The sequence below is a fragment of the Anaeromyxobacter paludicola genome, from assembly GCF_023169965.1.
In the GTDB taxonomy this organism is placed as follows: domain Bacteria; phylum Myxococcota; class Myxococcia; order Myxococcales; family Anaeromyxobacteraceae; genus Anaeromyxobacter_B; species Anaeromyxobacter_B paludicola.
On sequence record NZ_AP025592.1, the window covers coordinates 2,792,197 to 2,819,194 of the forward strand.

The 26,998-nt window shown below is 76.3% G+C and carries 18 protein-coding genes; 11 read left to right on the top strand and 7 right to left on the bottom strand.

The window, feature by feature from the left end; genetic code table 11:
- Positions 1–26: 26 nt before the first annotated feature.
- From AMPC_RS12700 to AMPC_RS12710, 3 genes are all read left to right on the top strand, one after another.
- Positions 27–1,409 carry an HDOD domain-containing protein gene (locus AMPC_RS12700; RefSeq protein WP_248341508.1) on the top strand — a complete coding sequence of 461 codons (1,383 nt, stop codon included), beginning with the start codon at positions 27–29 and terminating at the stop codon, positions 1,407–1,409.
- 187 nt (positions 1,410–1,596) lie between these two features.
- Positions 1,597–3,012 (top strand): HDOD domain-containing protein, encoded by a 1,416-nt coding sequence (locus AMPC_RS12705; protein ID WP_248341509.1) that lies wholly within the window; start codon positions 1,597–1,599, stop codon positions 3,010–3,012.
- On the top strand, positions 3,009–4,295 hold the full coding sequence (locus tag AMPC_RS12710; protein WP_248341510.1) for a hybrid sensor histidine kinase/response regulator: 1,287 nt from the start codon (positions 3,009–3,011) through the stop codon (positions 4,293–4,295). Before AMPC_RS12705 ends, AMPC_RS12710 begins: the two co-directional genes overlap by 4 nt.
- On the opposite strand, the gene AMPC_RS12715 is transcribed toward AMPC_RS12710, so the two are convergent.
- The 6 genes from AMPC_RS12715 to AMPC_RS12740 form a co-directional block, all read right to left on the bottom strand.
- Positions 4,253–5,533 carry a penicillin-binding transpeptidase domain-containing protein gene (locus tag AMPC_RS12715; RefSeq protein WP_248341511.1) on the bottom strand — a complete coding sequence of 427 codons (1,281 nt, stop codon included), beginning with the start codon at positions 5,531–5,533 and terminating at the stop codon, positions 4,253–4,255. The genes AMPC_RS12710 and AMPC_RS12715 overlap by 43 nt on opposite strands.
- A 126-nt stretch (positions 5,534–5,659) precedes the next feature.
- The gene (ppdK, locus tag AMPC_RS12720; RefSeq protein ID WP_248341512.1) at positions 5,660–8,560 is read right to left on the bottom strand and encodes a pyruvate, phosphate dikinase; all 2,901 of its coding nucleotides are present in this window, start codon (positions 8,558–8,560) and stop codon (positions 5,660–5,662) included.
- Positions 8,561–8,808: 248 nt separating this feature from the next.
- Entirely contained in the window at positions 8,809–9,543 is a 735-nt protein-coding gene (locus AMPC_RS12725) for an NAD-dependent epimerase/dehydratase family protein (RefSeq protein ID WP_248341513.1), read from the bottom strand.
- 54 nt (positions 9,544–9,597) lie between these two features.
- Positions 9,598–10,152: an RrF2 family transcriptional regulator gene (locus AMPC_RS12730; protein WP_248341514.1), complete on the bottom strand. Its 555-nt coding sequence runs from the start codon at positions 10,150–10,152 to the stop codon at positions 9,598–9,600.
- A 150-nt stretch (positions 10,153–10,302) separates the two neighbouring features.
- Complete coding sequence (locus tag AMPC_RS12735; RefSeq protein WP_248341515.1) at positions 10,303–11,358, bottom strand: asparagine synthase-related protein; 1,056 nt, start codon at positions 11,356–11,358, stop codon at positions 10,303–10,305.
- Positions 11,358–11,612: a sulfurtransferase TusA family protein gene (locus AMPC_RS12740; RefSeq protein WP_248341516.1), complete on the bottom strand. Its 255-nt coding sequence runs from the start codon at positions 11,610–11,612 to the stop codon at positions 11,358–11,360. Before AMPC_RS12740 ends, AMPC_RS12735 begins: the two co-directional genes overlap by 1 nt.
- Positions 11,613–11,706: 94 nt before the next feature.
- On the opposite strand from AMPC_RS12740, the gene AMPC_RS12745 reads away from it, so the two are divergent.
- Positions 11,707–12,450 carry a hypothetical protein gene (locus AMPC_RS12745; RefSeq protein ID WP_248341517.1) on the top strand — a complete coding sequence of 248 codons (744 nt, stop codon included), beginning with the start codon at positions 11,707–11,709 and terminating at the stop codon, positions 12,448–12,450.
- A 107-nt stretch (positions 12,451–12,557) separates the two neighbouring features.
- On the top strand, positions 12,558–14,561 hold the full coding sequence (locus tag AMPC_RS12750) for a DsbA family protein (RefSeq protein WP_248341518.1): 2,004 nt from the start codon (positions 12,558–12,560) through the stop codon (positions 14,559–14,561).
- A 23-nt stretch (positions 14,562–14,584) separates the two neighbouring features.
- Here AMPC_RS12750 and AMPC_RS12755 read toward each other — a convergent pair whose 3' ends face one another.
- Entirely contained in the window at positions 14,585–15,469 is an 885-nt protein-coding gene (locus tag AMPC_RS12755) for a PilZ domain-containing protein (RefSeq protein ID WP_248341519.1), read from the bottom strand.
- Positions 15,470–15,610: 141 nt separating this feature from the next.
- On the opposite strand from AMPC_RS12755, the gene AMPC_RS12760 reads away from it, so the two are divergent.
- From AMPC_RS12760 to AMPC_RS12785, 6 genes are all read left to right on the top strand, one after another.
- Complete coding sequence (locus AMPC_RS12760) at positions 15,611–15,994, top strand: heavy-metal-associated domain-containing protein (RefSeq protein ID WP_248341520.1); 384 nt, start codon at positions 15,611–15,613, stop codon at positions 15,992–15,994.
- 134 nt (positions 15,995–16,128) lie between these two features.
- Positions 16,129–16,584, top strand: coding sequence for a YybH family protein (locus AMPC_RS12765; RefSeq protein WP_248341521.1), 456 nt, complete (start codon positions 16,129–16,131; stop codon positions 16,582–16,584).
- A 1-nt stretch (position 16,585) separates the two neighbouring features.
- The gene (locus AMPC_RS12770) at positions 16,586–17,884 is read left to right on the top strand and encodes an MFS transporter (protein ID WP_248341522.1); all 1,299 of its coding nucleotides are present in this window, start codon (positions 16,586–16,588) and stop codon (positions 17,882–17,884) included.
- A gap of 180 nt (positions 17,885–18,064) precedes the next feature.
- Positions 18,065–20,320 (top strand): Ig-like domain-containing protein, encoded by a 2,256-nt coding sequence (locus tag AMPC_RS12775; RefSeq protein ID WP_248341523.1) that lies wholly within the window; start codon positions 18,065–18,067, stop codon positions 20,318–20,320.
- Complete coding sequence (locus tag AMPC_RS12780; RefSeq protein ID WP_248341524.1) at positions 20,317–22,650, top strand: Ig-like domain-containing protein; 2,334 nt, start codon at positions 20,317–20,319, stop codon at positions 22,648–22,650. The genes AMPC_RS12775 and AMPC_RS12780 overlap by 4 nt, the downstream gene beginning before the upstream one ends.
- A gap of 57 nt (positions 22,651–22,707) precedes the next feature.
- Positions 22,708–26,997 (top strand): DEAD/DEAH box helicase, encoded by a 4,290-nt coding sequence (locus AMPC_RS12785; protein WP_248341525.1) that lies wholly within the window; start codon positions 22,708–22,710, stop codon positions 26,995–26,997.
- Position 26,998 lies beyond the last annotated feature (1 nt).

Here is a 26,998-nt window from a genome sequence, read left to right on the forward strand (position 1 = left end):
CGGCTCGTGCAACTGTCCCCCCCGCGATGGACACGCAGCTCGAGCAACGGATCCTCTCCTGCCCCTCCCTGCCCAGCCTCCCGGCCGTGGCGCTGGAGGTGCTGCAGCTCTGCCACGCGGAGGAGATCGACCTCACGGAGGTCGCCGCGGTGGTGTCGCGGGACCCGGCGCTCGCCGCCCAGCTCCTGCGCGCCGCCAACTCCGCCAGCTTCGCCACCCGCGGGCAGGTCGCGACCGCCCGGCGGGCCGTCGCGCTCCTCGGCTCGAACGCCACGCTCGCCGTGGTGCTCTCCTTCTCGCTGGTGCGCCAGCGCCGGCAAGGCCCGCCCCACGGGCTCGACCACCAGGCCTTCTGGCGGCGCGCCGTCTTCTCCGCGATCGCCGGGCGCGCCCTGGGCGAGCAGCTCGGGCTCGAGGCGGAGGAGGCGTTCCTCTGCTGCCTCCTGCAGGACCTCGGGATCCTGGCGCTCGCCGAGGTGTTCCCGGCCGACTACGGCTCGCTCTACGCCGCGGCCGAGGGCGACCACGACGCGCTCGTCGCCCTCGAGCGCGAGGCGCTGGACGTCGATCACGGCGAGGCCAGCCGGCTGCTCGCCGCCCACTGGAAGCTGCCGGCCATCATCCAGGAGGCGGCCATCGCGAGCCACGCCGCGGCGCCTCCGGAGGAGGAGGACGACGCGCGCCGGCGCTTCCTCGAGTGCGTCTACCTCTCCGGCCGCCTGGCCGACGTCTGGGTCTCGGGCGCAGCCGCGCGGGCCACCCGCGAGGCGCTCGAGGCCGGCCAGGCGCGGCTCGGCCTCGGCCCCGAGGTGATCGCGACCATCCTCGCCCGCATGGGCGCGGCGGTGCCGGAGGCCTCGGCCGACTTCGAGCTCGACCTCGGCGGCGGCCGCGTCGAGGCGGTGCTGGACGAGGCCCGGTCGGTGCTCGACCACCACGCCTCGGCGAGCGAGGCCGACGCGCGGCCGGGCGCGACCGCCTGGGCGCCGGACGCCCTCGAGCTCGCCACCGCCGCCTGCCTGGCCCGGGCCCGCGCCCGCTACCGGCCCCTCGCGGCGGTCCTCGTGGCCCCCTGCCGTGCCGACACCGACCTGGCGAGCCTGAAGGACGCGCTGCTCCGCACCCTCCGCCCCGCCGATCTGCTCGGGCCGCGCAAGGGCGCGCTCCTGGCCGTGCTGCTCGAGACCGGGGCCGACGAGGCGCTGGCGGTGGCCGAGCGGATGCGGGCCAGTGCGAGCGTGCCGCTCGCGGTCGGCGTGGCCCTCCACGATCCGGAGCGGAGCTTCACCGACGTGCACGAGCTGCAGCGCGCGGCCGAGGCGGCCCTCGCGGCGAGCCGGGCCGCGGGCGGGCGCCCGGCGTGGGTGGCGGGCGGCGGCCCGCGCGAGCCGGCGCTCGCGGCGGAGTGAAGTCCGGGTCGCGGCGTCCCGGCCCGCACGGGATCGAGCGTTTCGGGCCGGGTCGGCTCTACCCAGGGGCCGGCCCGACCTGCGCCACACGGGCCGTTCAATCCCGGAAGATCCCTGGACGACGGAACAATTTCCCGATGGGCGCGGCGCCCCGGCGGACCGGACCATGCAAGGCGGTGGCTCGACGATGGATCCGCTCCTCGAGCAACGCCTCCTCATTTGCCCCTCCCTGCCGACCCTCCCCGCGGTGGCGATGGAGGTGCTGCGGCTCTGCCGGGAGGAGGACGTGGACCTCGCGCTCATCGCCGGCGCGGTCTCGAACGACCCGGCGCTGGCGGCGCGGCTCCTGCGCGCGGCCAACTCCGCCTCCCTGGCGACCCGCGGGCAGGTCGGGACGGTGTCGCGGGCAGTGGCGCTGCTCGGGTCGCAGACCACGCTCACCATCTGCCTGTCCTTCTCGCTGCTGCGCATGCGCCGGAGCGGCGACGGGGGCGGGCTCGACCACCCGGCCTTCTGGCGGCGCGCCGTCTTCTCGGCGCTCGCCGGCCGCGCGCTCGGCGAGCACCTCCACCTCGACCCCGAGGAGACCCTCCTCGCCGCGCTGCTGCAGGACGTCGGCATGCTGGCGCTCGCGGCGGTGCTGCCGGAGGAGTACGGCGCGCTCTGGCGCGAGGCGGGCGGCGACCACCCTCGGCTCGTCGAGCTGGAGCGGCGCGCCCTCGGCGCCGACCACGCCGAGGTGACGCGGCTCCTGCTGCAGCGCTGGAACCTTCCCCCCGCGCTCCAGGAGGCCGCGCTCGCCAGCCACGCCCCGCCCGGCCCGGCGGCGGCGCCCGATCGCGGCCGGCAGTTCCTCCAGGCGGTGCACCTCTCCGGCCCCCTCGCCGACGTCTGGACCTCGACCTCGCCGGGCGAGGCGGCGGCGCGCGCGCTCGCCGCGGCGCAGGCCCGGCTCGGCCTCGGCGCCGAGGTGATCTCGACCATCCTCTCCCGGATGGCGGTGGCGGTGCCGGAGGCGGCCACCGACTTCGAGTTCGACCTCGGCGGACCCGGCCGGATGGAGTCGGTGCTGGAGGAGGCCCGCGCCAGCCTCGCCGGCCGGTTCGGGCCGGCGGTCGCCGGGGCCGAGGACCGCGCCCCGTCCGGCCGCGAGGACGGCGCCCTCGACCGGACCAGCGCGCTCGCGCTGGGGCGCGCCCAGGCCCGCCGCAAGCCCCTCGCCGCCCTGGTGGCGACGCTCGAGGGCACCGGCGAGGAGGGCTGCCCGCCGCAGCTCCTCGCGCTGCTCGCCGGCTGCATCCGGCGCGGCGACCTCGTCGGCGCGCTCGGCGCGTCGGCGCGGGTCCTCCTCATCGACACCGCGCCGGACGGCGCGGTGCGGGTGGCGGAGCGCATCCTCCGCCAGGCCGAGGCCGCCCACCTGCCGGTCTCGATCGGCCTCGCGCTCCACGAGCCGGACGAGGGCTTCGCGGCGGCCGACGACCTCCTCGGCGCCGCCGAGTCGGCGCTCGCCGCCGCCCACCGTCCCGGCGGCGGCCGCCTCGGGCAGGTGCGCGCCCGTCACCCGGTGCCGGTGCTCTGCCAGCCCGGAGGGCTGCCGTGAGTCGTACCCTGGGGGAGCGGCTGGGCGCCGCCTGGCGGGCCCTCACCGGCCCCGCCGAGCCCGACTGGCGCAGCCACCTCGAGCGGGCACGCGCGCAGCTCTCGGCGGCCGAGCGGCTCGCGGCGGTCGGCAAGCTCGCCGGCGGCCTCGCCCACGAGATCAACAACCCGCTCACCTTCGTGCTCGTCAACGCGGCCTACGCCCGGGAGGAGCTGTCGCGGCTCGAGGTGCCGGCGGCGACCCGGGCCCGGCTCGCCGAGGTGGAGGCGGCGCTCCGGGAGGCGACGGAGGGGGCGCAGCGCGTGGCGGACATCGTCGCCGACCTGCGCGCCTTCGGCCGGGAGCAGGCCGGCGCCGGCGCGGGCCCGGTGGACCTCGAGATGGTGCTCGGGCACGTGCAGCGGCTGGTCTCGGGCGAGCTGCGGGCCCGCGGCGCCTTCACCGTGTCGCTCGCGCCGGGGCCGCTGCTGGTCGAGGGCTCCGCCGCGCTGCTCGGGGAGGCGTTCCTCACCCTCCTGCTGCAGGCGAGCGCCGCCCTCGGCGAGGAGCCGCCTCCCGGGAGCGAGGTCCGCCTCTCGGCCCGCCGCGAGGAGGGCGCGGTGGTGGTGGAGGTCCGCGACACCGGCGAGCCGATCCCGGAGGAGGCGCTCGCCGATCTCTTCGATCCGTTCGCCGGCGGGACGGCCGGCATCCGCCAGGGGAGCGGCGGGCGCGGCGCGGGGCTCGGGCTCGCGGCGGCGCGCGGCGCCGTCGAGGGCTGCGGCGGGACCATCGAGGTCGTGCCCGGCGCCCGCGGCGCGCTCTTCCGCGTGCGGCTGCGGGCCGCCACCTCCGAGAGCCGCCTCCGGCTCTGCAAGTCGGCCGGCGGCGACGGGTCGGGGAGGCCGCGCGTGCTGGTGGTGGACGACGAGCCGCTGCTCTGCGCCTCGGTCTACCGGGTGCTCTCGCCCCACTTCAACGTGGTGCCCCACACGAGCGCGCGGACGGCCCTCGAGCTCCTCCGCCAGGGGGAGCGGTTCGACGCCCTGCTCTGCGACCTGATGATGCCGGAGCTCTCCGGGATGGAGCTCTTCGCCGAGGTGAGCCGGCTCGATCCGGGGCTGGCCGCGGCGACGGTGTTCCTGACCGGGGGCGCCTTCACGCCCGGCTCGCGCCGCTTCCTCGAGCGCACGCCCAACCCGTGGCTCGAGAAGCCGTTCGACCCGGTCGAGCTGGTGACGGCGCTGCGCGAGGCGAGCGGCTACCGCGAGGCGGTGCGGGTCCCGCGCGGCAGCGCGAAGTAGGCCTCGAGCGCCTGGTGCGCGACCTGCGAGGCGCGCACGTGCCAGAGCCGGTCGTTGGCGATGACGGTGGCCACCGCCACCTGCGGGTCGTTCACCGGCGCGAAGCCGACGAACCAGGTGTAATCGCGGAACGGCTGCTGCTCGGCGAGCGAGCCGGTCTTGCCGGCCACGAGGACGTCGCGCAGCGGCGAGCGGCGCCAGCGGTCCTTGCCGAAGGTGCGGCGCGCCGTCCCCTCGGTCACGGTGGTCCGCATCATCTCGGCGAGCGCCAGGGCCACCCGCGGCGAGACCGCCTGGTGCGGCGTGGGGCGCGCCGGCCCGGCGCCGCCCTCCACCTCGTCGACGAGGCGCGGCGGCACGAACAGGCCGTTGTTGGCGACGATGGCGGCGATGAGCGCGGCGTGGAGCGGGGACATCCGGACCGAGCCGAAGCCGGCCGCGGTGGTGGCGAACTGGAAGCGGTCGTCGGGGATCTGCGCCGGCGAGGCCTCCACCGGCCGCTCGAAGGGGATGGCGCCGTTGAAGAGGAAGCGGCCCGCCTCGGTGCGGAGCGCGGCCGGCTCGAGGTCGCGGCCGGCCAGCTTCGCGAAGACCACGTTGGCGCTGTGGCCGAGGGCGGAGGAGAGCGAGAGGCAGCGCCCGTCGCGGCGGCTGTCCTTGAGCAGGCCCGGCTGGATGCGGTGGTTGCCGCCGTGGTAGCAGACCTCCGACTCGGGCTGGACGCCGCGCTCGAGGAGCGCCGCCGAGGTGACGATCTTGAAGACGCTGGCGGCCGGCGCGAGGGGCCGGAGCGCGAGCCCCCGGCCGTCGCCGGCCTCGGAGCGCTCCGCCATCGCCAGCACCTTCCCGGTCCGGGGCTCGAGCAGCACCGTGGCGCCCCAGGGCATGCGAGCGTCGGCGAGCGCCTTCTCGAGCCGGGGCTGCAGGCGCGGGTCGAGGGTGAGCACGGCGCGCCGCGGGCCGTAGCTCGCCACGTACCGGCCCAGCGAGGGTTCCCAGCGCGGGTCGCCCAGCACGGGCTGCGCCGCAGGGGCCGCCGGCGCAGGGCTTGCGGGGTGGGCGACGGTCGCCAGGGTGGGCGCGAGGGGCGAGGCGGCGGCCGCGGTCGCCTCGGCGACGGCAGCCTGGGGAGCGGGGGGCGTCGCGCCACGGGCGTCCTGGCGCCAAGGGAAGGCGAGGAGCGCGAACAGGCCGGCGCTCGCGGCGAGGAACCAGGGGGCGAGGCGGTGCGTCTTCATCGAAGCAGTGGGGCCACTCTGCAAGGGGCTCGGAGAGCCGTCAAAAAAGAGGCGCCTGGTCTTCCAGGCGCCTCTCCTTCCAAGCAAGCAGCGGGCCAGCGCTTCGGCGGGCCGGCCTCCTTCGCGTCAGGCCCTGGGAGACGGGCGAGCGCGCTTCGTCCCGCCCGCCCGGGGGGCCTTGGCGGGGGCGGCGACCGCGGAATTCCGCCTCGCCCCGCCCGCGGCCCTGGCGCCGTTCACCACGGCCCCGTTGCGGTGCGCCGGCGCGCGCGGGGCCGGCCTGGCCTCCGCCGCCTTGCGGGCGGCCCGCTCGCGCAGCGCCGCCTGCGCCGCGGCGAGCCGCGCGATGGGGATGCGCCAGGGCGAGCAGGAGACGTAGTCGAGCCCGAGCTCGTGGCAGAACACCACCGAGGCGGGGTCGCCGCCGTGCTCGCCGCAGATGCCGATCTCGAGGTCGGGGCGGGTGGCGCGGCCGCGCTCGACCGCGAGCTCCATGAGCTGCCCCACGCCGACCCGGTCGATGGTGACGAACGGATCGACCTCGTAGATCCCCTTCGCGTAGTAGGAGGCGAGCACCGGCCCGACGTCGTCGCGCGAGATGCCGTAGGTCATCTGCGTGAGGTCGTTGGTGCCGAACGAGAAGAACTGGGCGCTCTGGGCGATGTCGCCGGCGCGCAGCGCGCCGCGCGGCACCTCGATCATGGTGCCCACCTCGTAGCGGACCTTGCGCCCGTTCTCGGCGAACACCTTGGCGGCGGTGGCGTGGACCACCTCGAGCTGGTGGTCGAGCTCCTTGCGCGTGCCGACGAGCGGGATCATCACCTCCGGGTGGACGTGCACGCCCTCCTTGGCGAGGTCGCACGCCGCCTCGAAGATGGCCCGCGCCTGCATCTCGGTGATCTCCGGGTAGGAGATGCCGAGCCGGCAGCCGCGGTGGCCGATCATGGGGTTCGACTCGCGCAGCTCGGCCACCCGCTCCCGGATCCGGTCCACCGTCTTGCCGGTGGCGCGGGCCAGCTCGGCCATGCCCTCGGCGTCGTGCGGCAGGAACTCGTGCAGCGGCGGGTCGAGGGTGCGCACCACCACCGGGTTCGGCGCCATCGCCTTCAGGATCCCGGCGAAGTCGGCCCGCTGCAGCGGCAGCAGCTTCGCGAGCGCGGCGCGCCGCTCGGCCTCGTTCTCGGCCACGATCATCTCGCGCATCGGGCCGATCTTCCCCTCGCCGAAGAACATGTGCTCGGTCCGGCAGAGCCCGATGCCCTTGGCGCCGAAGGCGACCGCCACCGCCGCCTGGTCGGGCTGGTCGGCGTTGGCGCGCACGTCGAGGCGGCGGGCCTGGTCGGCCCAGCCGAGGAGCTTCGCGAAGTCGCGGTAGAGCGGCGCGTCGGCCGGCTTGCGCGCCCTCTCGAGGAGCACCTGGACCACCTCGGACGGGCTGGTCTCGAGCGCGCCCTCGATCACCTCGCCGGTGGACCCGTCGAGCGAGAGCCAGTCGCCCTCCTTCAGCACCCGCGAGCCGCCGGCCGCGGCCACCGTCATCTGGCGCGCGTTGTAGTCGAAGTCGAGCGCCCCGCAGCCGACCACCGCCACCTTGCCCATCTGCCGGGCCACGAGGGCGGCGTGGCTGGTCATGCCGCCGAAGGCGGTGAGGAAGCCCTCCGCCGCGGCCATGCCGCGGATGTCCTCGGGGCTCGTCTCGTGGCGGGCCAGGATCACCTTCTCGCCCCGCTCCTTCCAGGCGGCCGCCTCGTCGGCGAAGAACACCAGGCGCCCGCGCGCCGCGCCCGGGCCGGCCGGGAGCCCCTTGGCGAGGAGCCGGCCCTCGGCCACCGCCTTCTCCTTCGCGTGCTGGTCGAAGACCGGCCGCAGGAGGTGGTCGAGCGCCCCCGGCTCGACCCGCAGCACCGCCTCGTCCTTCTTGATGAGGCCGGCCTCCGCCATCTCGACCGCCGCGCGCACCGCGGCGATGCCGGTGCGCTTGCCGGAGCGGGTCTGCAGCACGTAGAGCTTGCCCGCCTCGATGGTGAACTCGATGTCCTGCATGTCGCGGTAGTGGCGCTCGAGCCGGGCGCGCACCTTCTCGAGCTGGCGGGCGATGTCCGGGAAGTGGGCCGCGAGCTCGGCGATCTTCTGCGGCGTGCGGATGCCCGCCACCACGTCCTCGCCCTGGGCGTTCACCAGGAACTCGCCGTAGAAGGCGTTCTCGCCGGTGGCCGGGTCGCGGGTGAAGGCCACGCCCGTGCCGGAGTCGTCGCCGAGGTTGCCGAAGACCATCGCCTGGACGGTGACCGCCGTGCCCCACTCCGCCGGGATGCCGTTGAGCTGCCGGTAGGCCACCGCGCGCTCGTTGTCCCAGGAGCGGAAGACCGCCTCGACCGCCGCGAGGAGCTGCGCCATCGGGTCCTCGGGCAGCACCTTGCCGCGCCGGGCGATCTCCGCCTTCTCCGCCGCCACGATCTCGCGCAGCGCCTCGACCCCGAGCTCCGAGTCGTCCTTCACGCCGAGCGACTGCTTCTTCCAGGCCAGGATCTGCTCGAAGGGATCGCGGTCCTCCTTCTTCTCCGGCTTCATGCCGAGGACCACGTCGCCGAACATGGCGCAGAAGCGCCGGTAGCTGTCCCAGGCGAAGCGCGGGTTCCTGGACCGGACCGCCAGCCCCTCCACCGTGCGGTCGTTGAGGCCGAGGTTCAGGACCGTGTCCATCATGCCCGGCATCGAGACCCGGGCGCCGGAGCGGACCGAGACGAGGAGCGGGTCCTTCGGGTCGCCGAGCCGCCGGCCCACGAGCTTCTCCGTCTGCGCCAGCGCCGCCCGGATCTCCGGGACGAGGCTCTTCGGGAGCTTGCCGCCCGAGCGGTAGAACTCGGTGCAGACCTCGGTGGTGATGGTGAACCCCGGCGGCACCGGGATGCCGATGCGGCTCATCTCCGCGAGCCCCGCGCCCTTCCCGCCGAGCAGGTTCTTGAGCTCCATGCTCCCGTCGGCCTTGCCCCCGCCGAACGCGTAGATCCGCTTCGCCTTGGCCATGTGCGGCTCCCCAACGGTTTTTGGACTTCTGGAGGAGGCTATTCCGCCAGACAGGGGACCAGACCGGCTTGATGGGGGTCAAGTAGTGAGGCGAAAAGATGGGGAGGCGGCGGGGCGGGGAAGCGGGGGGAGGTGGCGCAGGGTCTGGCGGTCGCTCGCCGGCGGCCGGAAGGAACGGACCGGCCGCCGGTAGCCGGCGCGGGTCTGCGAGAGCGAACCGTCGCTGGCGATGGCCGCCGCGACGCCGCTCAGCGCCCCGCGCGCCAGCCCGCGTCCCAGCCGAGGATCCGGGTGGCCTTCTCGATCGTCACCGCGCCGTCGTCCTCGGCGACGTTGTACACGCCGGGGGTCGCGCGGGTGAGGGCGAGCTCGGCGGCCTTGGCGGCGGCGTCCACGTGCACGGCGCCGGGGCCGACGGGCGCGTCGAACCCGGTGCCGGGGCCGTAGAAGAGCCCGTACCGGAGGACGACGCCGTCGAGCGGCGCGGCGAGCACCTGGCGCTCGAGGCTCGCGACGGCGCGCACCGTCTCGCCGTAGACCGGGTGGGTCTCGGGGAGCAGCGGGTCCTCCTCGCGGTGCGGCGTGGGCCCCTCCGCGTAGACGAAGGCGATGCTCTGGGCGACGAGCCGCCTCGCGCCGGCGCCCACCGCGGCCGCGACGAGGTTTCGCGTCCCCTCGTCGCGGAGCCGCGCGTTGCGCACCAGGGCCGCGGTCATCTTGCTCGCCTCGAGCCCGAGCGGCAGATCGGTGAGCTGGTGGATCACCACCTCCGGCCTCGCCTCGGCCACGGCGTCGCGCAGCGCGCCGGCGTCGAAGACGTCCACCACGACCGGCTCCACCCCCAGCTCGCGCAAGAGGGCCACCTTGCCCTCCGACCGCGTGGTGCCGACCACCCGCCAGCCGCTCGCCACGAGGAGCGGCGCGAGGCGCCGGCCGATGGCGCCCGCGGCGCCCGCGAGGAACACGCACTTCTTCGTCGTCATCTGGAGCTCCGTCTCGATTCGCTGCGTCTGCGTGGGTACGTCACTGCCCTCGGCTCACGACCTGCGGCGCGCGCCGCCTCGGGGAGGGCCCCGCCGGCCCTCCGCGCGCCCGCTCCGGCGCTCCTGGAACCAGGCCTCGGCGTCCCGGACGAACCGCTCGGGCGCCTTCTTCGCGAACTCCTGGCCCAGGTCCGCCAGCGTCTTCGAGGCGAGGAAGCCCTGGAGCGCCCCCTCCGCCTCCCGCATGAAGAGGTGGATCCGGCACATGCCGGCGACGCTCCACCCCGGCGGCTCGCCGCCGAAGAGCGCGCAGTGCCGCCGGATCTCGGCGCACTCGAAGAGCGTGCGGTGCGGATCGACCGCCTCGAGGACGTCGCGCACCGTGATCCGCTCGGGCGGCCGGGCCAGCACGAACCCGCCCTGGACGCCCTCGCTCGCCTCGACCAGCTTCGCCTTCTCGAGCCGCGTGCAGAGCTTGGCGAGGAAGCGCTCCGGGAGCTCCTGGAAGCGCGCCAGGTCGCGCGCGCTCACCGGCTCCGCGCGCGCCGCCAGGATCAGGAGTGAGTGGAGCGCGTACTCGGCGCCGGCGCCGTACAGGGATGAGCTCAACTTGCACCTCTAAGGTCGCAGTTTATAGCCGCGACGGGCGCGGCTCGTCAAGGCGAGCCCGGGCTCTCAACGACCGGTCGTCGTCGGGATCGGGGGCGGCGCGGCGGCGCCTGCCCTCACGGGGCGGCCCGGATCACCCGGGCCCGGGCCTCACACCCGCAGCTTCTCGAGCGCCGCCTCGTCGTCGAACGGCGCGACGGCGTACCTCTCGCTGCCGCCCTCCTCCCGCCACTCGACCTCGGCCTCCGGGAGGTCCCGGGCCTTGCCGTAGCGGGCCACGATGCGCGAGGCGAGCTGCCGCTCCTCCCAGGTCGGCGCGCCCTCGACGAGCGCCACCGGCCCCGGGATCCCCGGCACCTCCAGCCGCGCCCGCCCCTCGAGGTAGTTGTCGAGGAGCGCGTTCTCCACCTCGCTGCGCCCCACGATGAGCTTGGCGCGCGGGGAGAGCCGGAAGTGGCGGCCGGTGGAGAGGAGGACCACGTCGTCCTGCTCGATGCGCCGCTCGCCGCCCGCGGCCACGCGCGCGTCGAGCACGTCGAAGAACTTCCGGGCGAAGCTCTCGTCGGTGAGGTAGCAGCACCCGCCCGCCGGCTGCGGCCAGTCGGCGATGCCGAGCTCCTCCGCGAGCGCCATCTGCCGGTGCCGCGATCGGCCCGAGATGTCGCCCAGCCGCTCGCGGTCGATGAGCCCCTCCTGCTCGGGGATGGTCGGCTTGAGGAGCTTCGCGGAGAGCGGGCGGAGCAGCCGGCCGTCGAGCCCGCTGTCGCGCTCGATGACGCGCAGCGTGTCGCGCCGCTGGCTCTTGGGGCGCTGGCCCAGCACCTCGCCGGTGAAGACGAAGTCGGCCCCCTCGCGCTCCATGATCTCCTTCGCCTTCCGCATCATGAAGACGCGGCAGTCCACGCAGGGGTTGGCGTTCTTGCCGTAGCCGTACCGGGGCGTGACCAGCATGTCGAGGTACTCGCGCCCCGAGACGTCCACGTACTCGACGTCCACCTCCACGTCGGCGGCGGCGCGGAGCGCCTCGTTGCGCGGCACCGAGCCGTCCGGGCGGCCGCCCTTGCGGCGCTGCGTCTCGGTGATGCAGAAGCCGGTGTAGAAGTTGACCGCCTTCACCTCCACGCCCTGCGCCTTCACGAGCGCGAGGGCGAGCGTGGAGTCGAGGCCGCCCGAGATGAGGCCGATCGCCTTCGCCCGCCGGGTCATCACGCGTCCTCCCGCGGCAGCCGCCGCACGTAGCTCTTCCAGGCCGCGCCGTCCTTGAAGGTGGCGAGGTGCTCGTTCCGGGTCGCCTTGCACCACATCGGCATGTCGAGGGCGATGCCCGGGTCGGTGGCGATGACGAGGAGCACCGCGCCCGGCGCGAGCGCGCGCACGGCCTTCGCCGTCTCGACGATGGGGTACGGGCAGAGCTTCCCGGAGGTGTCGATGGTCCGGTCCGGCGCGGGCAGGTCGTTCATCCGGCGCACCGTTTAACCGATGCGACGCGCCGCCACAACGGAGGGGGTCCGGTAATTTGCCGCTGCCGGCGGCGGCGGGTACCCTCGTGCTGCCGTGACCGCCCTCCCCCTCCGCGTCCTCGCCGTCGCCCTCGCCGCGCCCCTCCTCCTCTCCGCCCCGGCCCGCGCCGACGAGGCGGCCCGCAAGAAGCTGCAGGAGAAGCTCCACCCCGCGGCGGCGCAGGCCGACGACGCGCCGGTGCCGGCGCCGCCGCTCGAGCCGGCAGAGAAGGCCGAGGCCCCGCCCGCCCGGACGGCCGCCGACCTCTCCGGCAACCTCCCCACCCGCCCCCGCGCCGAGCCCGCGGCCGCCGAGCTGCCCCAGCGCCCGGCCCGCGCCGCCAGCCCGCGCGGCGCCCGGAGGCAGGCGGCCGCCGAGCAGCCGCTCGGACTGGCGCTCAACCTGTCGCTCGCCGGCGGCGGCACCGCGGGGACCGGCTCGCGCTACGCCAACTCCCGCATCGCCGAGGTGGAGCTCGCGGTCGGGTACGAGCTGCTCGACGGGCTGGTCCGCCCGGAGCTGGGGCTCCTCGTGGGCACGTACCCGAACACCTACGTCGGCCTCCGCCCGGGCCTGCGCGCCTTCCTCCCCGCGACCCCCATCTACGGCCGGGCCGCCCTCGATCTCGCCGACCCCTCGAGCGTGATGCGCGCCCGCTGGGTCCTGCTGGGCGCCGGGGCCGAGCTCCGGCTCACCGACCTCGTCGGCCTCTTCGGCGAGGTGGACGTCGGGGCGCCCCTGCGGCACCAGATGGGCTTCCCGGCCCTGCTCCGCGGCGGCCTCTCCGCGCGGTTCTGATCGGAGGAGGGCTCGCGCCCTCCCCCCCGCCGGATCGGGCCGATCGCCCGCCCTGCCCGCCCGGCGCGCCGTTGAGCCGGCCCCTGCTTTCTGTTACGACCCGGCGCATGCACAAGCACGCGAGCTGGATCGTGGCCCTGATCGTGGGCGTGGTCATCGGCGCCGCCGCGGACCGGATGGTCGGCGGGTTCAAGTCGGCGCAGATCCGCCGCGCCCCGCCGGTGCCCATCGCCGCGCAGCAGCGGCAGGCCCGGCCGGTCGAGGATCCCAAGGCGGTCTACCGGGTCCCGGTGGACGACTCGCCGGTGAAGGGCAACCCCGAGGCGCTCGTCACCATCGTCGAGTCCTCCGACTTCCAGTGCCCCTTCTGCAAGCGGGTGATCCCGACCCTGCAGCAGCTCGAGCGCGACTACGGCGACAAGATCCGCTTCGTCTTCAAGGAGAACCCGCTCTCCTTCCACGACAAGGCGCTCCAGGCCGCCATGGCGGCCGAGGAGGCCCGCGCCCAGGGCGGCAACGCCAGGTTCTGGGCCATGCACGACAAGCTCTTCGAGATCGCGCCGGCCCTCGACCGCGCCGGCCTCGAGCGGGCCGCCAAGGAGCTCGGCCTCGACGCCGAGGGCTTCCGCCGCGCGCTCGACTCCGGCAAGCACGAGGGGCGCGTCCGCCGCGACCAGGCCCTGGTCTCGGCGCTCGGCGCCAACGGCACGCCCTCCTTCTTCATCAACGGGCGCAAGCTCACCGGGGCCCAGCCCATCGAGGCCTTCAAGGCGCTCATCGACGAGGAGCTGCGCAAGGCCGAGCTGCTCGTGAAGACCGGCGTCGCGCCCCGCGACCTCTACGCCAAGGTGATCGAGGGCGGCGCCACCTCGGTGGTGTACCTCCCGGCCGGCAGCCCGTCGCAGCCGCAGGCCGCCCCGGCCGTCCCGCCCCCGGCGCAGGCCGCCAAGGTGCCGCTGCGCGCCGACGACCCGGCCAAGGGCCCGGCCGCCGCCAAGGTCACCGTGGTCCTGTTCTCCGACTTCCAGTGCCCGTTCTGCAGCCGGGTGGTGCCCACGCTGCAGCGGCTCGAGCAGGCCTACGGCAAGGACCTGCGCGTCGTCTGGAAGCACGAGCCGCTGGCCATGCACCCGAACGCCCTCCCCGCCGCCCTCGCCGCCGAGGCGGCGCGCGAGCAGGGGAAGTTCTGGCCGATGCACGACCAGCTCTTCCAGAACCAGGCCCAGCTCTCTCCCGCGAAGTACACGGAGCTCGCGAAGCAGCTCGGCCTGAACGTGGCCCGCTTTGAGCGGTCGATCGAGGCGCAGTCGGGCAAGGCGCGGATCGAGGAGGACCAGCAGCTCGCGACCGGCATCGGCGCGACCGGCACCCCGACCCTCTTCGTGAACTGCCGCAAGGTGGTCGGGGCGCAGCCCTACGAGTCCTTCTCGGCGCTGGTGGACGAGGAGCTCAAGAAGGCCGACCGGCTCCTCGGCGGCAAGGCGCCGGACGCCGGCTTCTACGACCGGATCTGCGAGGAGAACGTGAAGGCCGCCCCCGCCGCGCCGACCGCCGCGGCGCCCGCCCCGGGCGCGCCGGTGAAGGTGGACATCCGCCCCGACGACCCGGCGAAGGGCCCGGCGCAGGCCCCGGTGACGGTGGTCGAGTTCTCCGACTTCCAGTGCCCGTTCTGCTCGCGCGCCGAGCCGACGGTGCACCAGCTCGAGCAGCTCTACGGGAACGACCTGCGGGTGGTCTGGAAGCACCAGCCGCTGCCGATGCACCCGAACGCCATGCCGGCCGCCGAGGCCGCCGAGGCGGCGCGCGAGCAGGGCAAGTTCTGGCCGATGCACGACCTGCTCTTCCAGAACCAGACCCAGCTCTCGCCCGAGGCCTACGAGCGCTTCGCGAGGCAGCTCGGGCTCGACCTGCCCCGGTTCCGCGCCGCGATGTCCTCGGGCAAGTACCGCGCCCGCATCCAGGAGGACATGGCGCAGGGGCAGCGCGCCGGGGTGAACGGCACGCCGGCGTTCCTCGTGAACGGCGAGCTGCTCGTCGGCGCGCAGCCGATCGAGGCCTTCAAGGCGGTCGTGGACCGGCAGCTCGAGCGGGCGAAGCAGGCGCGGCGCTAGGTCGCGCCCGCGGGGCGCCGGCCCTAGCTGACCCGGCGGTCCTTGAAGGCGTACTGCCCGATGAGGACCGCGATGTCCGGATCGCGCGGCGAGAGCGCCAGCGCGCGCCGGAGGTGCACGAGCGCGTCGGCGTACTTCCCGGCCGCGCCGAGCCGCCGGCCGAGGTCGAGCTCCGACTGCGCCGCCGCCGAGCGCTCGGCCCCGCGCGGCGCGGGGGCGGTGAAGCCGTTCCCGGCCTCCGGGAGCGGCACCGCCTCGGCGGAGGCGCGCAGCAGCGTCGGCGGCGAGGCGCGCAGCTCCGAGGGGCGGGCGCGCGCGGCGCCGCCGCCGGTCCAGACGTCGCCGCGCGGCGAGACGGTGAGGGCCCGCCGCTCGAGCAGCGCGAAGATGGCCCGGACGCGGTCGCGCGAGCGCTCGCGGTCGTCCTCGATCAGCTCGCCGACCGTCATGCCCTCCACGAACCCGCTCAGCACGGCCAGCTCGTCGGGCCGCAGCTCGAGCAGGTCGGGCGCCTCGAGTAGGTAGAGCCGCGTGCGGTCGTCGAGCGACTGCGGGACGTGCGCCACGCGGGCGGCGATCTGGGGGTTCTTCTCGAGGAAGCGGCGGAACCAGACCCCCGGATCGTGCGCCTGGTTCGGCGCGAAGGCCACGCCCACGCGCGCCCGCTCGTCGTGGGCGCCCCAGACCGCGCCGCCGGTGACGCGGAGCAGCTCCGGGAGCGCGACGTCCTCGATGACGAGCCGCAGGGGCACGCCGGGCGCGATCACCCGCGGGGCGACCATGAGGCAGCCGCCGGGGCCGAGGTCCCGCGTCTCGGCCTGGAACTCGGCCCCCGAGGCGGCGACCCGCACCCGCAGTCGGGCGGGAACGCGCGGCGCACGACGCGGGTTGATGATGAATCGGCCCATGCAGGCGAGAGCCTACGCCTTTTTGCACGGCTGCCGGCATCCCGTGCGCCGGGGAACCCCGTGCGAGACGGGCGGGCGGGCAAGCGGCTCGACATACTGTAGAATCTCGGAAAAGCATTTGACCACTTCGGAGGACCCGACATGAAGACCCTGATCGTCGCCGCCGCCCTGGCCTTCCTCGCCCCCGCGGCCGCCCTCGCCTGCGAGGAGTGCGGCATGACGCACGAGGGCGCGCACCACGAGCACGCCAAGGCCGGCGCGGCCGCCACGCCGTCCGCCGCCGCCACCCCGCTCGCCGCCGACGAGGCGCGCGTCACCATCCCGATCACCGGCATGCACTGCGATCACTGCGTCCAGCGCGTGAAGACGGCGCTGCAGGGGATCGAGGGCGTGAAGCGCGTGGACGCGAGCCTCGAGAAGTCCCAGGCCGTGGTCGCCTTCCAGAAGGAGAAGGTGAAGCCGGCCAAGCTCGCCGAGGCGATCGACGCCCTCGGCTTCAAGGCCGGCGCGCCGGTCCAGAACTAGCCGGTCCGCCAGGCCGCCGGGCGAGCGAGGGCGCGGTTCGCCGCGCCCTCTCCCTTTTTTGCGGCGCCGCCGCCCCGACTTCCGCTGGCGCCGGGCGCGCCCCGCCCGCACTCGTGGTCGGCGGAGGTGCACACATGGAGACGATCCCATCGACCGGCGAGCAGCAGGCGGGGCAACGGTCGCAAGCGGTGGACCCCTCGCTCGAGGCGGCCTGCCGCAGCTTCAACGAGGACTTCAACCGGCACGATCCGGCCGCGGTCGCCGCCCACTTCGCCGAGGACGCGACGCTGATCACCCCCGGCGGCGAGCTGGGGCGGGGGCGGGACGGCGTGGCGGAGGTGTTCGGCCGCGACGCCCGCGGCCTCCTCGAAGGCACCCGCTCCACCTTCACCATCCGCTCGGCGCGCATGCTCGGACAAGACCTCGCCCTGCTCGACCTCGACCATGACCTCCAGGGCTTCCGGATGCCGGACGGCTCGCGGCGGGCGACGCAGCTGCACGTGATGATCCTGGCGCGGCGCGCGGGCCAGACCTGGCAGTGGCTCGACGCGCGCCCCTACGCCTTCCTGCCGCCGCCGCAGCGGCAGTGACGTGAGCCGGACGGACGAGGACCCGCCGCCGCTCCCGGCGCGGCGCGACGTCGCGCTCCTCCTCGCGACGCGCGCGCTCAGGCTGTTCGCCTACGGGCTCCTCTCGGTGGGCCTCGTCCTCCACCTCGCCGCGGCGGGGCTGTCGGAGCTCCGCATCGGGCTCCTGCTCACGCTCACGCTCCTCGGCGACACCGCGGTCTCGCTGGCGCTCACCACCCACGCCGACCGGGCCGGCCGCCGCCGCACGCTCCTCGCCGGCGCCGCGCTCATGGTCCTCGCCGGCGCGGTCTTCTCCGCCACCCGCTCCTTCTGGCTCCTGCTCGCCGCCGCCACCGTCGGCGTGGTGAGCCCGGCCGGCAACGAGGTGGGGCCGTTCCTGGCCGTGGAGCAGGCCGCGCTCGCGCAGGCGGTCCCGGCGGGGCGCCGCACCCAGGTCTTCGCCTGGTACCAGCTCGCGGGGGCCGGCGCGACGGCGCTCGGGGCGCTCGCGGGCGGCGCCGCCGCCGGGGCGCTGCAGCGGGCCGGGCTCTCCGCGCTCGCGAGCTACCGCGCGCTCACCCTCGCCTACGCCGCGCTCGGCCTCGCGCTCGCCGCCTGCTTCGCGCGGCTCTCGCCCGCCGCCGAGGCCCCGCGCGGCCCGGCGCGCGCCGGGCTCCGGGCGCGGCTCGGCCTCCACCGCTCGCGCGGCGTGGTGCTCCGGCTCTCGGCCCTCTTCTCGGTGGACGCCTTCGCCGGCGGCTTCGTGGTCCAGGCCTTCGTCGCCTGGTGGTTCCACCGGCGCTTCGGCGCCGACCCGGCGCTCCTCGGCCGCATCTTCTTCGGCGCCAACGCGCTCGCCGGGCTCTCGGCGCTGTCGGCGTCCTGGGTCGCGGCGCGCATCGGGCTCGTGCGCACCATGGTCTTCACCCACCTGCCCTCGAACCTGCTCCTGCTGGCGGTCCCGCTCATGCCCACCCTGCCGCTCGCGGTGGCCGTGCTCTTCCTGCGCTTCTCGATCTCGCAGATGGACGTGCCCACCCGGCAGTCCTACACGATGGCGGTGGTCGAGCCCGACGAGCGGTCGGCGGCGGCGGGCGTGACCGGCATCGCGCGGACCGTCGGCGCCGCCCTCTCGCCGGTGGTGGCGGGGCCGCTCTACGCCTCGCCGGCGCTGGCGGGCCTGCCCTTCCTCCTGGCGGGCGCCCTCAAGATCATCTACGACCTCGCGCTCTTCGCCGCCTTCCGCCGCCACCCGGCGCCGGAGGAGCGCCGCGAGGCGGCCGCCCGCCCCGGCCCGGCGTCGCGCCAGGCGGACCGCTAGATCGGCCCGCGTGCCCTAGGGCCTCCACCCGCGCCCTTCACGAAGCGTCATCGTGCGCTCCCGGCGGTTCTGCTAGCATGCCGGACCCTGGGTCAGGGGGGCCGCATGCGCAGGTGGTGCCGTCTCGTCGCGCTCGCCGCAGCGCTGTCCGGCTGCGGAGGCGGCGCATCGCCGCAGCCAATGCCGGGGGACTGCCGGGCCGGGGACTTCACGGTCGAGGCGCCCTACGCGGTGCAGGAGGGCGCCGTCGTCTACGCCGGCCCGACCCTCGTGCTGCGCCTCCACTTCGCGGTGGACACGCCCAAGTCCTTCGCCCTGACGCTCAACGGGATGTCCCCGTTCACCACGGTCACCGAGACCATCATCGTGGCCGACACCTCGACGCTGCCGGAGGGGACCTACCTGCTCCGCGCCGAGGCCACCTACTGCGAGGACCGGGTCGTCACGCACGCGCTGACCGTCGAGGTAGATCACACGGCGCCGGCCCTCACCTGGACGCCGGCGCCGGGCGAGGGCGACCTGACCGGCGTGACCGAGCTCGTCGGTCAGGCCGCGGAGCCGCTCGACCCCACGACCGGACCGCTCGACGTGCGCGTCACGCGGGCGGAGGGAGACCCGCTCCTGCCGCCGTACACGGTGGACGTGGATCCTCCCTCCGGCTCGATCCGCCTCCGCTTCGCGGCGCCCCTCGACTTCGCGAACGCGGTCGGCGCGCAGGTCTTCGCGACCGACCGGGCCGGGAACGCCACGCCGGCGGCCAGCTGGGCCACCTGGACCCAGCCGCCGCTCACGCTCGCGCTCGATGGCGGCGAGCTCGAGTACGCCAGGGGCGTGAAGAGCTACGCCGTCGCCCTCGGCGGCGGGCGGGCCGAGAAGGTGGTCCTGCGCGCCGCCTCGCCCGTCTCGGGCGAGGCCCCCGCCGTGCTCGAGCTGAGGGAGCCGCCGTACGCCTTCACCCTCGACACCTCGGCCCTGTCCGAGGAGACCTGGACGGTCCACGCCGAGGCCACCCGCGGCGGCCGGACCTTCTCCTCGCCGGTCCGGTGGCTCGCGGTGGACCGCACCCGCCCGCAAGCGGTGGGCTGCCAGGCCGCGTACTCGAGCCCCGCCAACGTGTACCGGGAGGAGCCGCTCCTGCTGTCGTTCTCGGAGCCGATGTCGGCCGCGAGCCTGGAGGCCGCGGTGACCCTACGGGGCGGCTCCGGACGGCTCCTGCCCCGGACCCTGGAGCTCGATCCGCGCGGCTACCAGCTCTCGGTCCGCGCCGCGCCCGACGAGAGCGGCACCGAGACGCTCGCCCTGGGCGCGGACGCGCGGGACCCGGCCGGGAACCCGCTCCTCGATCCGCGCTCCTGCACGGTGTCGTTCCCGGAGTGGCAGGAGCCGGGGAACGGCTACTCCGTCTACGGAGAGACGTCGCCCTCGCTCGCGCTCGGCGGCCCCATGCCCGGCATGGGCGCGCGCGCCTCGATCGCCGCGCTCGGGATGTTCTCGGCCTCCTCGAGCACGCTCAGCGAGTACGGCCCCTGGATGACGGGGGCGCTGCCCTACGAGCTCTCGGCGGTGGCCGCGGCCGTGGACGCGCAGGACCGGCTGGTCCTGGCCTGGGTGCGGGTCGTGGGCGGGGAGCGCCGGCTCGAGCTCGCCCGCTCCGCCGCGAGCTTCTGGACGGCGGGCACGATCCTCCCGGTCAGCGAGAGCGGCGCCAACGCCGACGCGGTCGCGCTCGCGTTCGGCCCCGACGGCCAGCCGGTCGTCGCCTGGACCGAGCAGCGGGCGGAGGGGTACGCCGTCCAGGTGCGGCGCTGGGACGGCGCCGCGTGGGCGCCCTTCGGACCGGCGGCTCCGCTGAACGGCTCGCCCTCGCTGGCCGCAGCCGCGCCGGCGCTGCGGCTCGACGGCGCCGGTCGGCCGGTGGTCGCCTGGCAGGAGGCGGCGGGCCCCGGCCAGACGGTGGTCCGGGTGCGCCGCTTCACCGGCGCGTCCTGGTCCGAGCCGCTCGGAGATCGGCTCGGGGGCGAGGCGCTGGCGGCGTCCGCGCCGGCGCTGGCCCTCGACGCGGAGGAGCGCCCGGTGTTGGCCTGGGCGGAACCGGTGGACGGGACGGTGCAGGTCCGGGCCGCGGTCTTCGCGGACGGCGGCTGGGCGGCGCTGGGAGCACCGGTGAGCGCCGGACCGGGGCTCTCGGCCCACTCCCCCTCGCTCGCCACCGGAGGCGGGAGTCTCTTCCTCGCGACGGTGGACGCGACCGGCGGGATGGAGTCGATCCAGGTCCGGCGCTGGGACGCGGGCGCGTGGGCCCCGCTCGGCGGGCCGCTCCGGGCCACGGCCTCGGACCCGGCGGCGACGCCGTCCCTGGCGGTGGACTCGAACGGCCGGCCGGCGGTGGCCTGGTCGGAGCGCTCCGGGATCCAGTTCAGGCGGTACAACCGATGACCTACGCCGGCCTCCCCGATCTCCGCCCCCTCCGCGGCGGGCTCCTCGTCGCCCTGCTCTCGTCGCTCGCCTGCGGCCGCACCGCCGACACGGGCGCCATCCGGCTCGCCGCCAGCGCCTGCACCGGCCCCTCCTGCCCGGCGCTGCAGGTGCAGCTCCTCTCGCCGGCCCAGGACCGCCTGCTGAGATCGGACGACCTCCTCGCCATCACGATCGCGATCTCCGGCGCGGGCCCCCTCCACGAGGTGGCGTTGGTCGTGAACGGACGGGCCTCGCCGCTGCTCCGGAAGGACACGTGGTTCACGTGCCGGGGCGACGGGATCTACGACCTCGCGGTGCGGGCCCGGAGCGGAACCGTCTGGTTCGAGAGCGAGCACCGGCGCGTCACCTGCGACGGGACCCCGCCGGCGGTGACCTGGGACCCGCCGCCGACGGAAGGCCCCCTGCCGGACGTGTCGGACCTCGTCGCCACCTTCTCCGAGCCGCTGAACGTGGCCTGGATCCGGCCGTCGATCCTCTTCGCGGGCGGCGGGGTCCCGGCAACGGCCACCTTCTCGGCCGACGGGACGCGGCTCACGGTCCACCTGCCCGCCACCCTCAAGCAGCTGGGCTACGCGAACGTGTTCCTCGGCGGGATCGCCGCCGATCTCGCCGGCAACCTGCTCGCGCCGCACGAGTTCTCGTGGCACGAGCCGGCCGACCTGGTCTCGCTCACGGCCCCACCCCTCGTCCACCCCCCGTACGTGTCGGGCGTGGTGCCGCTCACGCTGGCGGTCAACGGGCCGCCCCCGGACGCGGTCCGCCTGGAGATCTTCGGCCCGGCGGGGTCGGCGCTGGAGATTCCCCTCACCGGCATCGCCCGCTACGACTGGGACACCGAGGCCGCGCCGGAGGGGCTGTACCGGTTCTACGCGCAAGCCTGGCGCGGCGGCCGCGTGTCGGGCAGCTCCCCCACGCTCTCGCTCTACGTCCGGCGCACCGCCGCGAGGGCCGCCATCCGCGGCAACCCGGCCGTCACGGGGCACCTCGATCAGCTCTCGGTCCGGAGCTGGATCCAGCTCACCTTCACCGCGCCCATCCGGCTCGACAGCTTCGGTCCGGACAAGCTCCGGGTCACCGCGAACGGCGCTCCGGCGGCCTTCACGATCATGAACCAGGGCGACGCCTACGTGAACCTGCAGCTCTCGGCGAAGCCGGCGGTGCCGGGCACCCTCGCCGTGGAGCTCCTCCCGGGCGTGCTCGACCAGGGCTACCTGCCGGTGCAGCCGGTGAGCGCCACCTTCTCGCTCCCCGACTGGCTGCCCGGGCACGGGATGCAGCCTCGCGAGGGCGGCTGGCTCGAGCCCGGCTGGCTCTTCGCGAACTGGCCGTCGGAAGACTCCACCCAGGCCGCCTGGCTCGAGCACGCGCCGGGGGCCGCCGACGCGGTCCACCTCGGCTCGTTCCTGTCGGCCTGGCAGAGGACCTTCAACGTCGACTTCACCCGGCCGGCGCGCCACCCCACGGGCGCGGTGGACTACAGCGCGATGCCGATGGTGGCCTGGGCCGAGCAGGACGCGGCCGGCGTCTGGATCCTGCGCGTGAAGGGGAGCGACGGTGGATGGCCCCTGCCGTCCCCGAACCGCGCCGCCTCCGGGAGCGCCATCGACCCGGTCCTCGGCCGCGACGCGAGCGGGTACGACCAGACGCCGGTCGCCGCCTGGATCGAGGACGACGGCACCCGCCGGGCGCTCTTCGCGAGCCGGTGGAGCGGCGCGGCCTGGATCCCGCTCGGCGACGACCTCTCGGCGGGCGCGCCCGGCGAGCTCGCGCTGGCGGTCGGGAGCCGGCGGACGCCGTTCCTGGCCTGGACCGAGGCCGGGGCTGACGGGATCGCGCACGTGTACGCGCGTCGCTGGGCGGCGGACGCGTGGGCGCCGCCGGAGGGGCCGCTCGACCTCGATCTGACGGCGCCCGCCTCCGCTCCGGCCGCCGCCATCGACGCGGCGGGGCGGCCGGCCGTGGCCTGGCTCGAGGCCTCCGCGCATCGCGTCCTGCTGCGGCGATGGGACGGGAGCGGCTGGATCGCGGCGGCGCCGCTGCTCGACGCCGAGGCCCCCTCCCTCGCGTTCGACGGCGCCGGCCGCCCCGTCGTCGCCTACGTGGAGCGCTCGACCGGGCTCGTCCGGCTGGCGCGGCTCGAGGGCGGCGCCTGGGCCGGCCTGGGAAGCGCGCTGGGACCGGCCCTGGCCGGCACGCGGCCGGCGCTGGCGGTGGACCCCGCGGGAGTGCCTCACGTCCTCTGGAGCGACGACGCCGGGGCGCTGCGGCAGGCCATGCGCAACGAGTGACCGGGGCCGCCCGCCCCGGCCCGGCGAAGGGCGAGGCCGGCCGCTAGAACGGCTTGGGTGCTCCCCGGCTTCCACCCCCTCGTGGCCCGCTGGTTCGCCGCCCGCTTCGGCGCGCCCACCGAGCCGCAGGCCGCCGCCTGGCCCCACATCCTGGCGGGCGAGGACGTGCTCGTCTCGGCGCCGACCGGCTCGGGCAAGACGCTCGCGGCCTTCCTCGCCTGCCTCGACCGGCTGGTCCGGCTCGGCCTCGCGGGCGCGCTGCCCGAGGCCACCGAGGTGCTCTACGTCTCCCCGCTCAAGGCGCTCGGCAACGACATCGAGAAGAACCTGGACGCCCCCCTCGCGGAGCTCTGCGAGGCGGCGCGCGCGGCGGGGCGGCCGCTGCCGCCGATCCGGGTCGCGGTGCGGACCGGCGACACCCCGGCCTCGCGCCGCCAGGCCCTCCTGCGCCGCCCGCCGCACGTCCTCGTCACCACGCCCGAGTCGCTCTACCTCTACCTCACGAGCCGGCGGGGCCGCGCCGCGCTCGCAAGGGTGCGGACCGTCATCTGCGACGAGATCCACGCCGTGGCGCGCGACAAGCGCGGGGCGCACCTCGCCCTCTCGCTCGAGCGGCTCGAGGACCTCACCGGCGCGCGCCCGCAGCGGATCGGGCTCTCGGCGACGCAAGACCCGGTGGACGAGGTGGCGCGCTTCCTCGTCGGCGCGGGGCGCGTCGGCGCGGACGGCGCGCCCCGCTGCCGGGTGGTGGAGCTCGGCCGCCGCCGCCCGCTCGACCTCGCCGTCGAGATCCCGCGCGACGAGCTCTCCGGCGTGGCCTCGAACGAGCTCTGGGCCGAGACCTGGGACCGGGTGGCGGCGCTGGTGCGCGACCACCGGACCACCCTCGTCTTCGTGAACACCCGCCGGCTCGCCGAGCGGGCGGCGCGCGCGCTCGAGGAGCGGCTCGGGCCGGGCCAGGTGGGGGCCCACCACGGCAGCCTCTCGCGGGCGCGGCGGCTCGAGGCCGAGGAGCGGCTCAAGCAGGGGGCGCTCCGGGCGGTGGTGGCGACCGCCTCGCTGGAGCTCGGGATCGACGTGGGGGCGGTGGACCTCGTCTGCCAGATCGGCTCGCCCGGCTCGCTCGCCACCGGGCTCCAGCGCGTGGGCCGCGCCGGCCACTGGCGCGGCGCCACGCCCCGGGGGCGGCTCTTCCCGCTCAGCCGCGACGAGCTCGTGGAGTGCGCCGCCTTCGTGCGCGGCGCCCGCGCCGGGCGGCTCGAGGAGACGCGCGTCCCCGAGGCGCCGCTCGACGTCCTCGCGCAGCAGCTGGTGGCGGAGGCGGCGAGCCGCGCCGAGCCGGCCCCGGAGGACGCGCTCTTCGCCCTCACGCGCCGGGCCTGGCCCTACCGCGACCTGCCGCGGGCCGAGTTCGACGCGGTGCTCGCGATGCTCGCAGAGGGGTTCGCCACCCGGCGCGGCCGGGCCGGCGCGCTGCTCCACCGCGACGGCGTCCACCGCGCCGTGCGCGGCCGCCGCGGCGCGCGGCTCGCCGCCCTCACCGGCGCCGGAGCCATCCCCGACTCGGCGCAGTACGCGGTGGTGGCCGAGCCCGAGGGCGCCCAGGTCGGCAGCGTGGACGAGGACTTCGCCGTCGAGACCCTCGCCGGCGACGTCTTCCAGCTCGGCAACACCTCCTGGCGCGTGCGCCGGGTCGAGACCGGCACGGTCCGGGTCGAGGACGCGCACGGCCAGCCGCCCGGGATCCCGTTCTGGGTGGCCGAGGCGCCCGGCCGCAGCGCCGCGCTCTCGCGCGAGGTGTCGGAGGTGAGGGCGGCGGTGGCGGAGCGGCTCCCGGACCGGGAGGCGGCGGCGCGCTGGCTCGCGGCGGAGGGGGCGCTGCCGGAGGCCGGCGCGCGCCAAGCGGTGGACTACCTCGCGGCCGCGGCCGCCGCGCTCGGCGCCATGCCCACGCAGGAGACGCTCGTCCTCGAGCGCTTCTTCGACGAGGCCGGCGGGATGCAGGTGGTGCTCCACGCCCCCTTCGGCGCGCGCCAGAACCGCGCCCTCGGCACCGCGCTGCGCAAGCGCTTCTGCCGCAGCTTCGACTTCGAGCTGCAGGCGGCCGCCACCGACGAGGGGGTGCTCCTGTCGCTCGGGCCGCAGCACAGCTTCCCGCTCGAGTCGCTCTTCGAGATCGTGGACGCGCGCTCGCTCGACGAGGTGCTCACGCAGGCGGCGCTGCAGGCCCCGATGTTCCAGGTGCGCTTCCGCTGGGGCGCCACCCGCGCGCTCGCCATCCCGCGGCTGTTCAAGGGCCGGCGCACGCCGCCGAACGTGGCCCGGATGAAGTCGGACGACCTGCTCGCGGCGGTCTTCCCGCAGGCGGTGGCCTGCCAGGACAACGCGCCGGGCGGACCGCTCGAGGTCCCCGACCACCCGCTCGTGAAGGAGGCGCTGCGCGACTGCCTGCGCGAGGCGATGGACGCCGACGGGCTGCGGGCGCTCCTCGGCCGGATCGCCTCGGGCGAGGTGCGGCTCGTGGCGCGCGACACGCCGGAGCCGTCGCCCATGTCGCACGAGGTGGTGGGCGCCCGGCCCTGGGCCTACCTCGACGACGCGCCGCTCGAGGAGCGGCGGGCCCGCGCGGTGGCGCTCCGCCGGGCGCTGCCGGCCGCCGAGGCCGAGGCGCTCGGCGCGCTCGACCCGGCGGCGGTCGCCGAGGTGACGGCGCAGGCCCGGCCCGACCCGCGCGACCCCGACGAGCTGCACGACCTCCTGCTCGACGTGGTCGCCCTGCCCGATGACCGGCGCGCCTTCGACGGCGCGGCGGCGGGCTGGCGCGGCGCCTTCGCCGCCCTCACAGCCGACGGCCGGGCGGCGCGGGCGCTCGCCGGGGGCCGGACGTTCTGGGTGGCCGCCGAGCGGGCCGGCGCGGCGCGCGCGCTCCTCGCGCCGGAGCGGCTCGAGCCCGCCCTCTCGCCCCTGCCCGGCGAGGACCTCCCCGCCGACCGCGACGAGGCGGCGGTCCGGGCGCTGCGCGGCCTCGTGCCGCGGCTCGGCCCCACCACCGGCGCCGCCCTCGCGGGGATCCTCGGGCTCCCGCGCGACGTGGTCCGCGACGCGCTCCTCCGGCTCGAGCAGGAGGGGCTGGTGCTCCGGGGTCGGTTCCTCGCCGACGCGCCCTGGTCGGCCGAGGATCCGCACTGGTGCGAGCGCGGCCTCCTCGCGCGCATCCACCGGCTCACGCTGGGACGGCTCCGGCGCGAGATCGAGCCGGTCCGCGCCGCCGACCTCGTCCGCTTCCTGCTGCGCTGGCAGCACGCCGCGCCGGGCACGCGGCTCCACGGCCCCCGCGGCCTCGCCGAGGTGGTGGAGCAGCTCCAGGGGTTCCACGCGGCGGCCGGCGCCTGGGAGCGCGCCCTCCTGCCGGCGCGCCTCTCCGGCTACGACCCGGCCTGGCTCGACGGGCTCTGCTTCTCCGGCGAGGTCGCCTTCGGGAGGGTCGCGCTCGCGGTGGCCGAGGACGAGCCGCCGCGACGCCGCAGCGCGCCCACGCGCAACGCGCCGGTGACGCTCGCGCTGCGCGAGGACCTCCCCTGGCTCGCGGCCGCCGCGGCCCATCCGCGGCCCCCGCTCGGCCCGGCGGCGCGCCAGCTCGTGGACGCGCTCGTGGCCCGCGGCGCCTCCTTTGCCGAGGACCTCGCCGCCGCCACCGGCCGGCTCGCGGCGGAGGTGGAGGAGGGGCTCTGGGAGCTCGTGAGCGCCGGGGTGGTGACCTGCGACGGCTTCGCCGGGCTGCGCGCGCTCATCGATCCGGCGGGGCGCCGGCGGCGCGGGCGCGCGCCGGGCGGCCGCTGGTGGCTGCTCCGCCCCGAGGGCGCGGCGGGCCGCGCCGGCCGGGCCGCGGACGCCGCCACGGTCGAGCGCGTGTCGCGCCAGTACCTGCGCCGCTACGGCGTCGTCTTCCGCGACCTCCTCGCCCGCGAGGCCGGCGCGCCGCCCTGGCGCGAGCTGCTGCCCCACTACCGCCGCGCCGAGGCGCGCGGGGAGCTGCGCGGCGGAAGGTTCGTGGCCGGGTTCACCGGCGAGCAGTTCGCGCTGCCCGAGGCGGTGGAGGCGATCCGCGCGGCGCGGCGGGGCGCCGGCGAGGCGGCGCGGGTGGAGCTCTCGGCCGCCGATCCGCTCAACCTGGTGGGCGTCCTCACGCCGGGGCCGCGCGTGCCGGCCACCCTGGGCGGGCGGGTGGCGTGGGAGGGCGGGGTGCCGGTCCCGCTCCTCGAGCGCCGCGCGTCGCACCCCCTCCCTCGCCCTTCCCCGCTCCGCGGGAGAGGGGATGATGAGGTCGCCTCGGGGCTCTTGCCGTGAG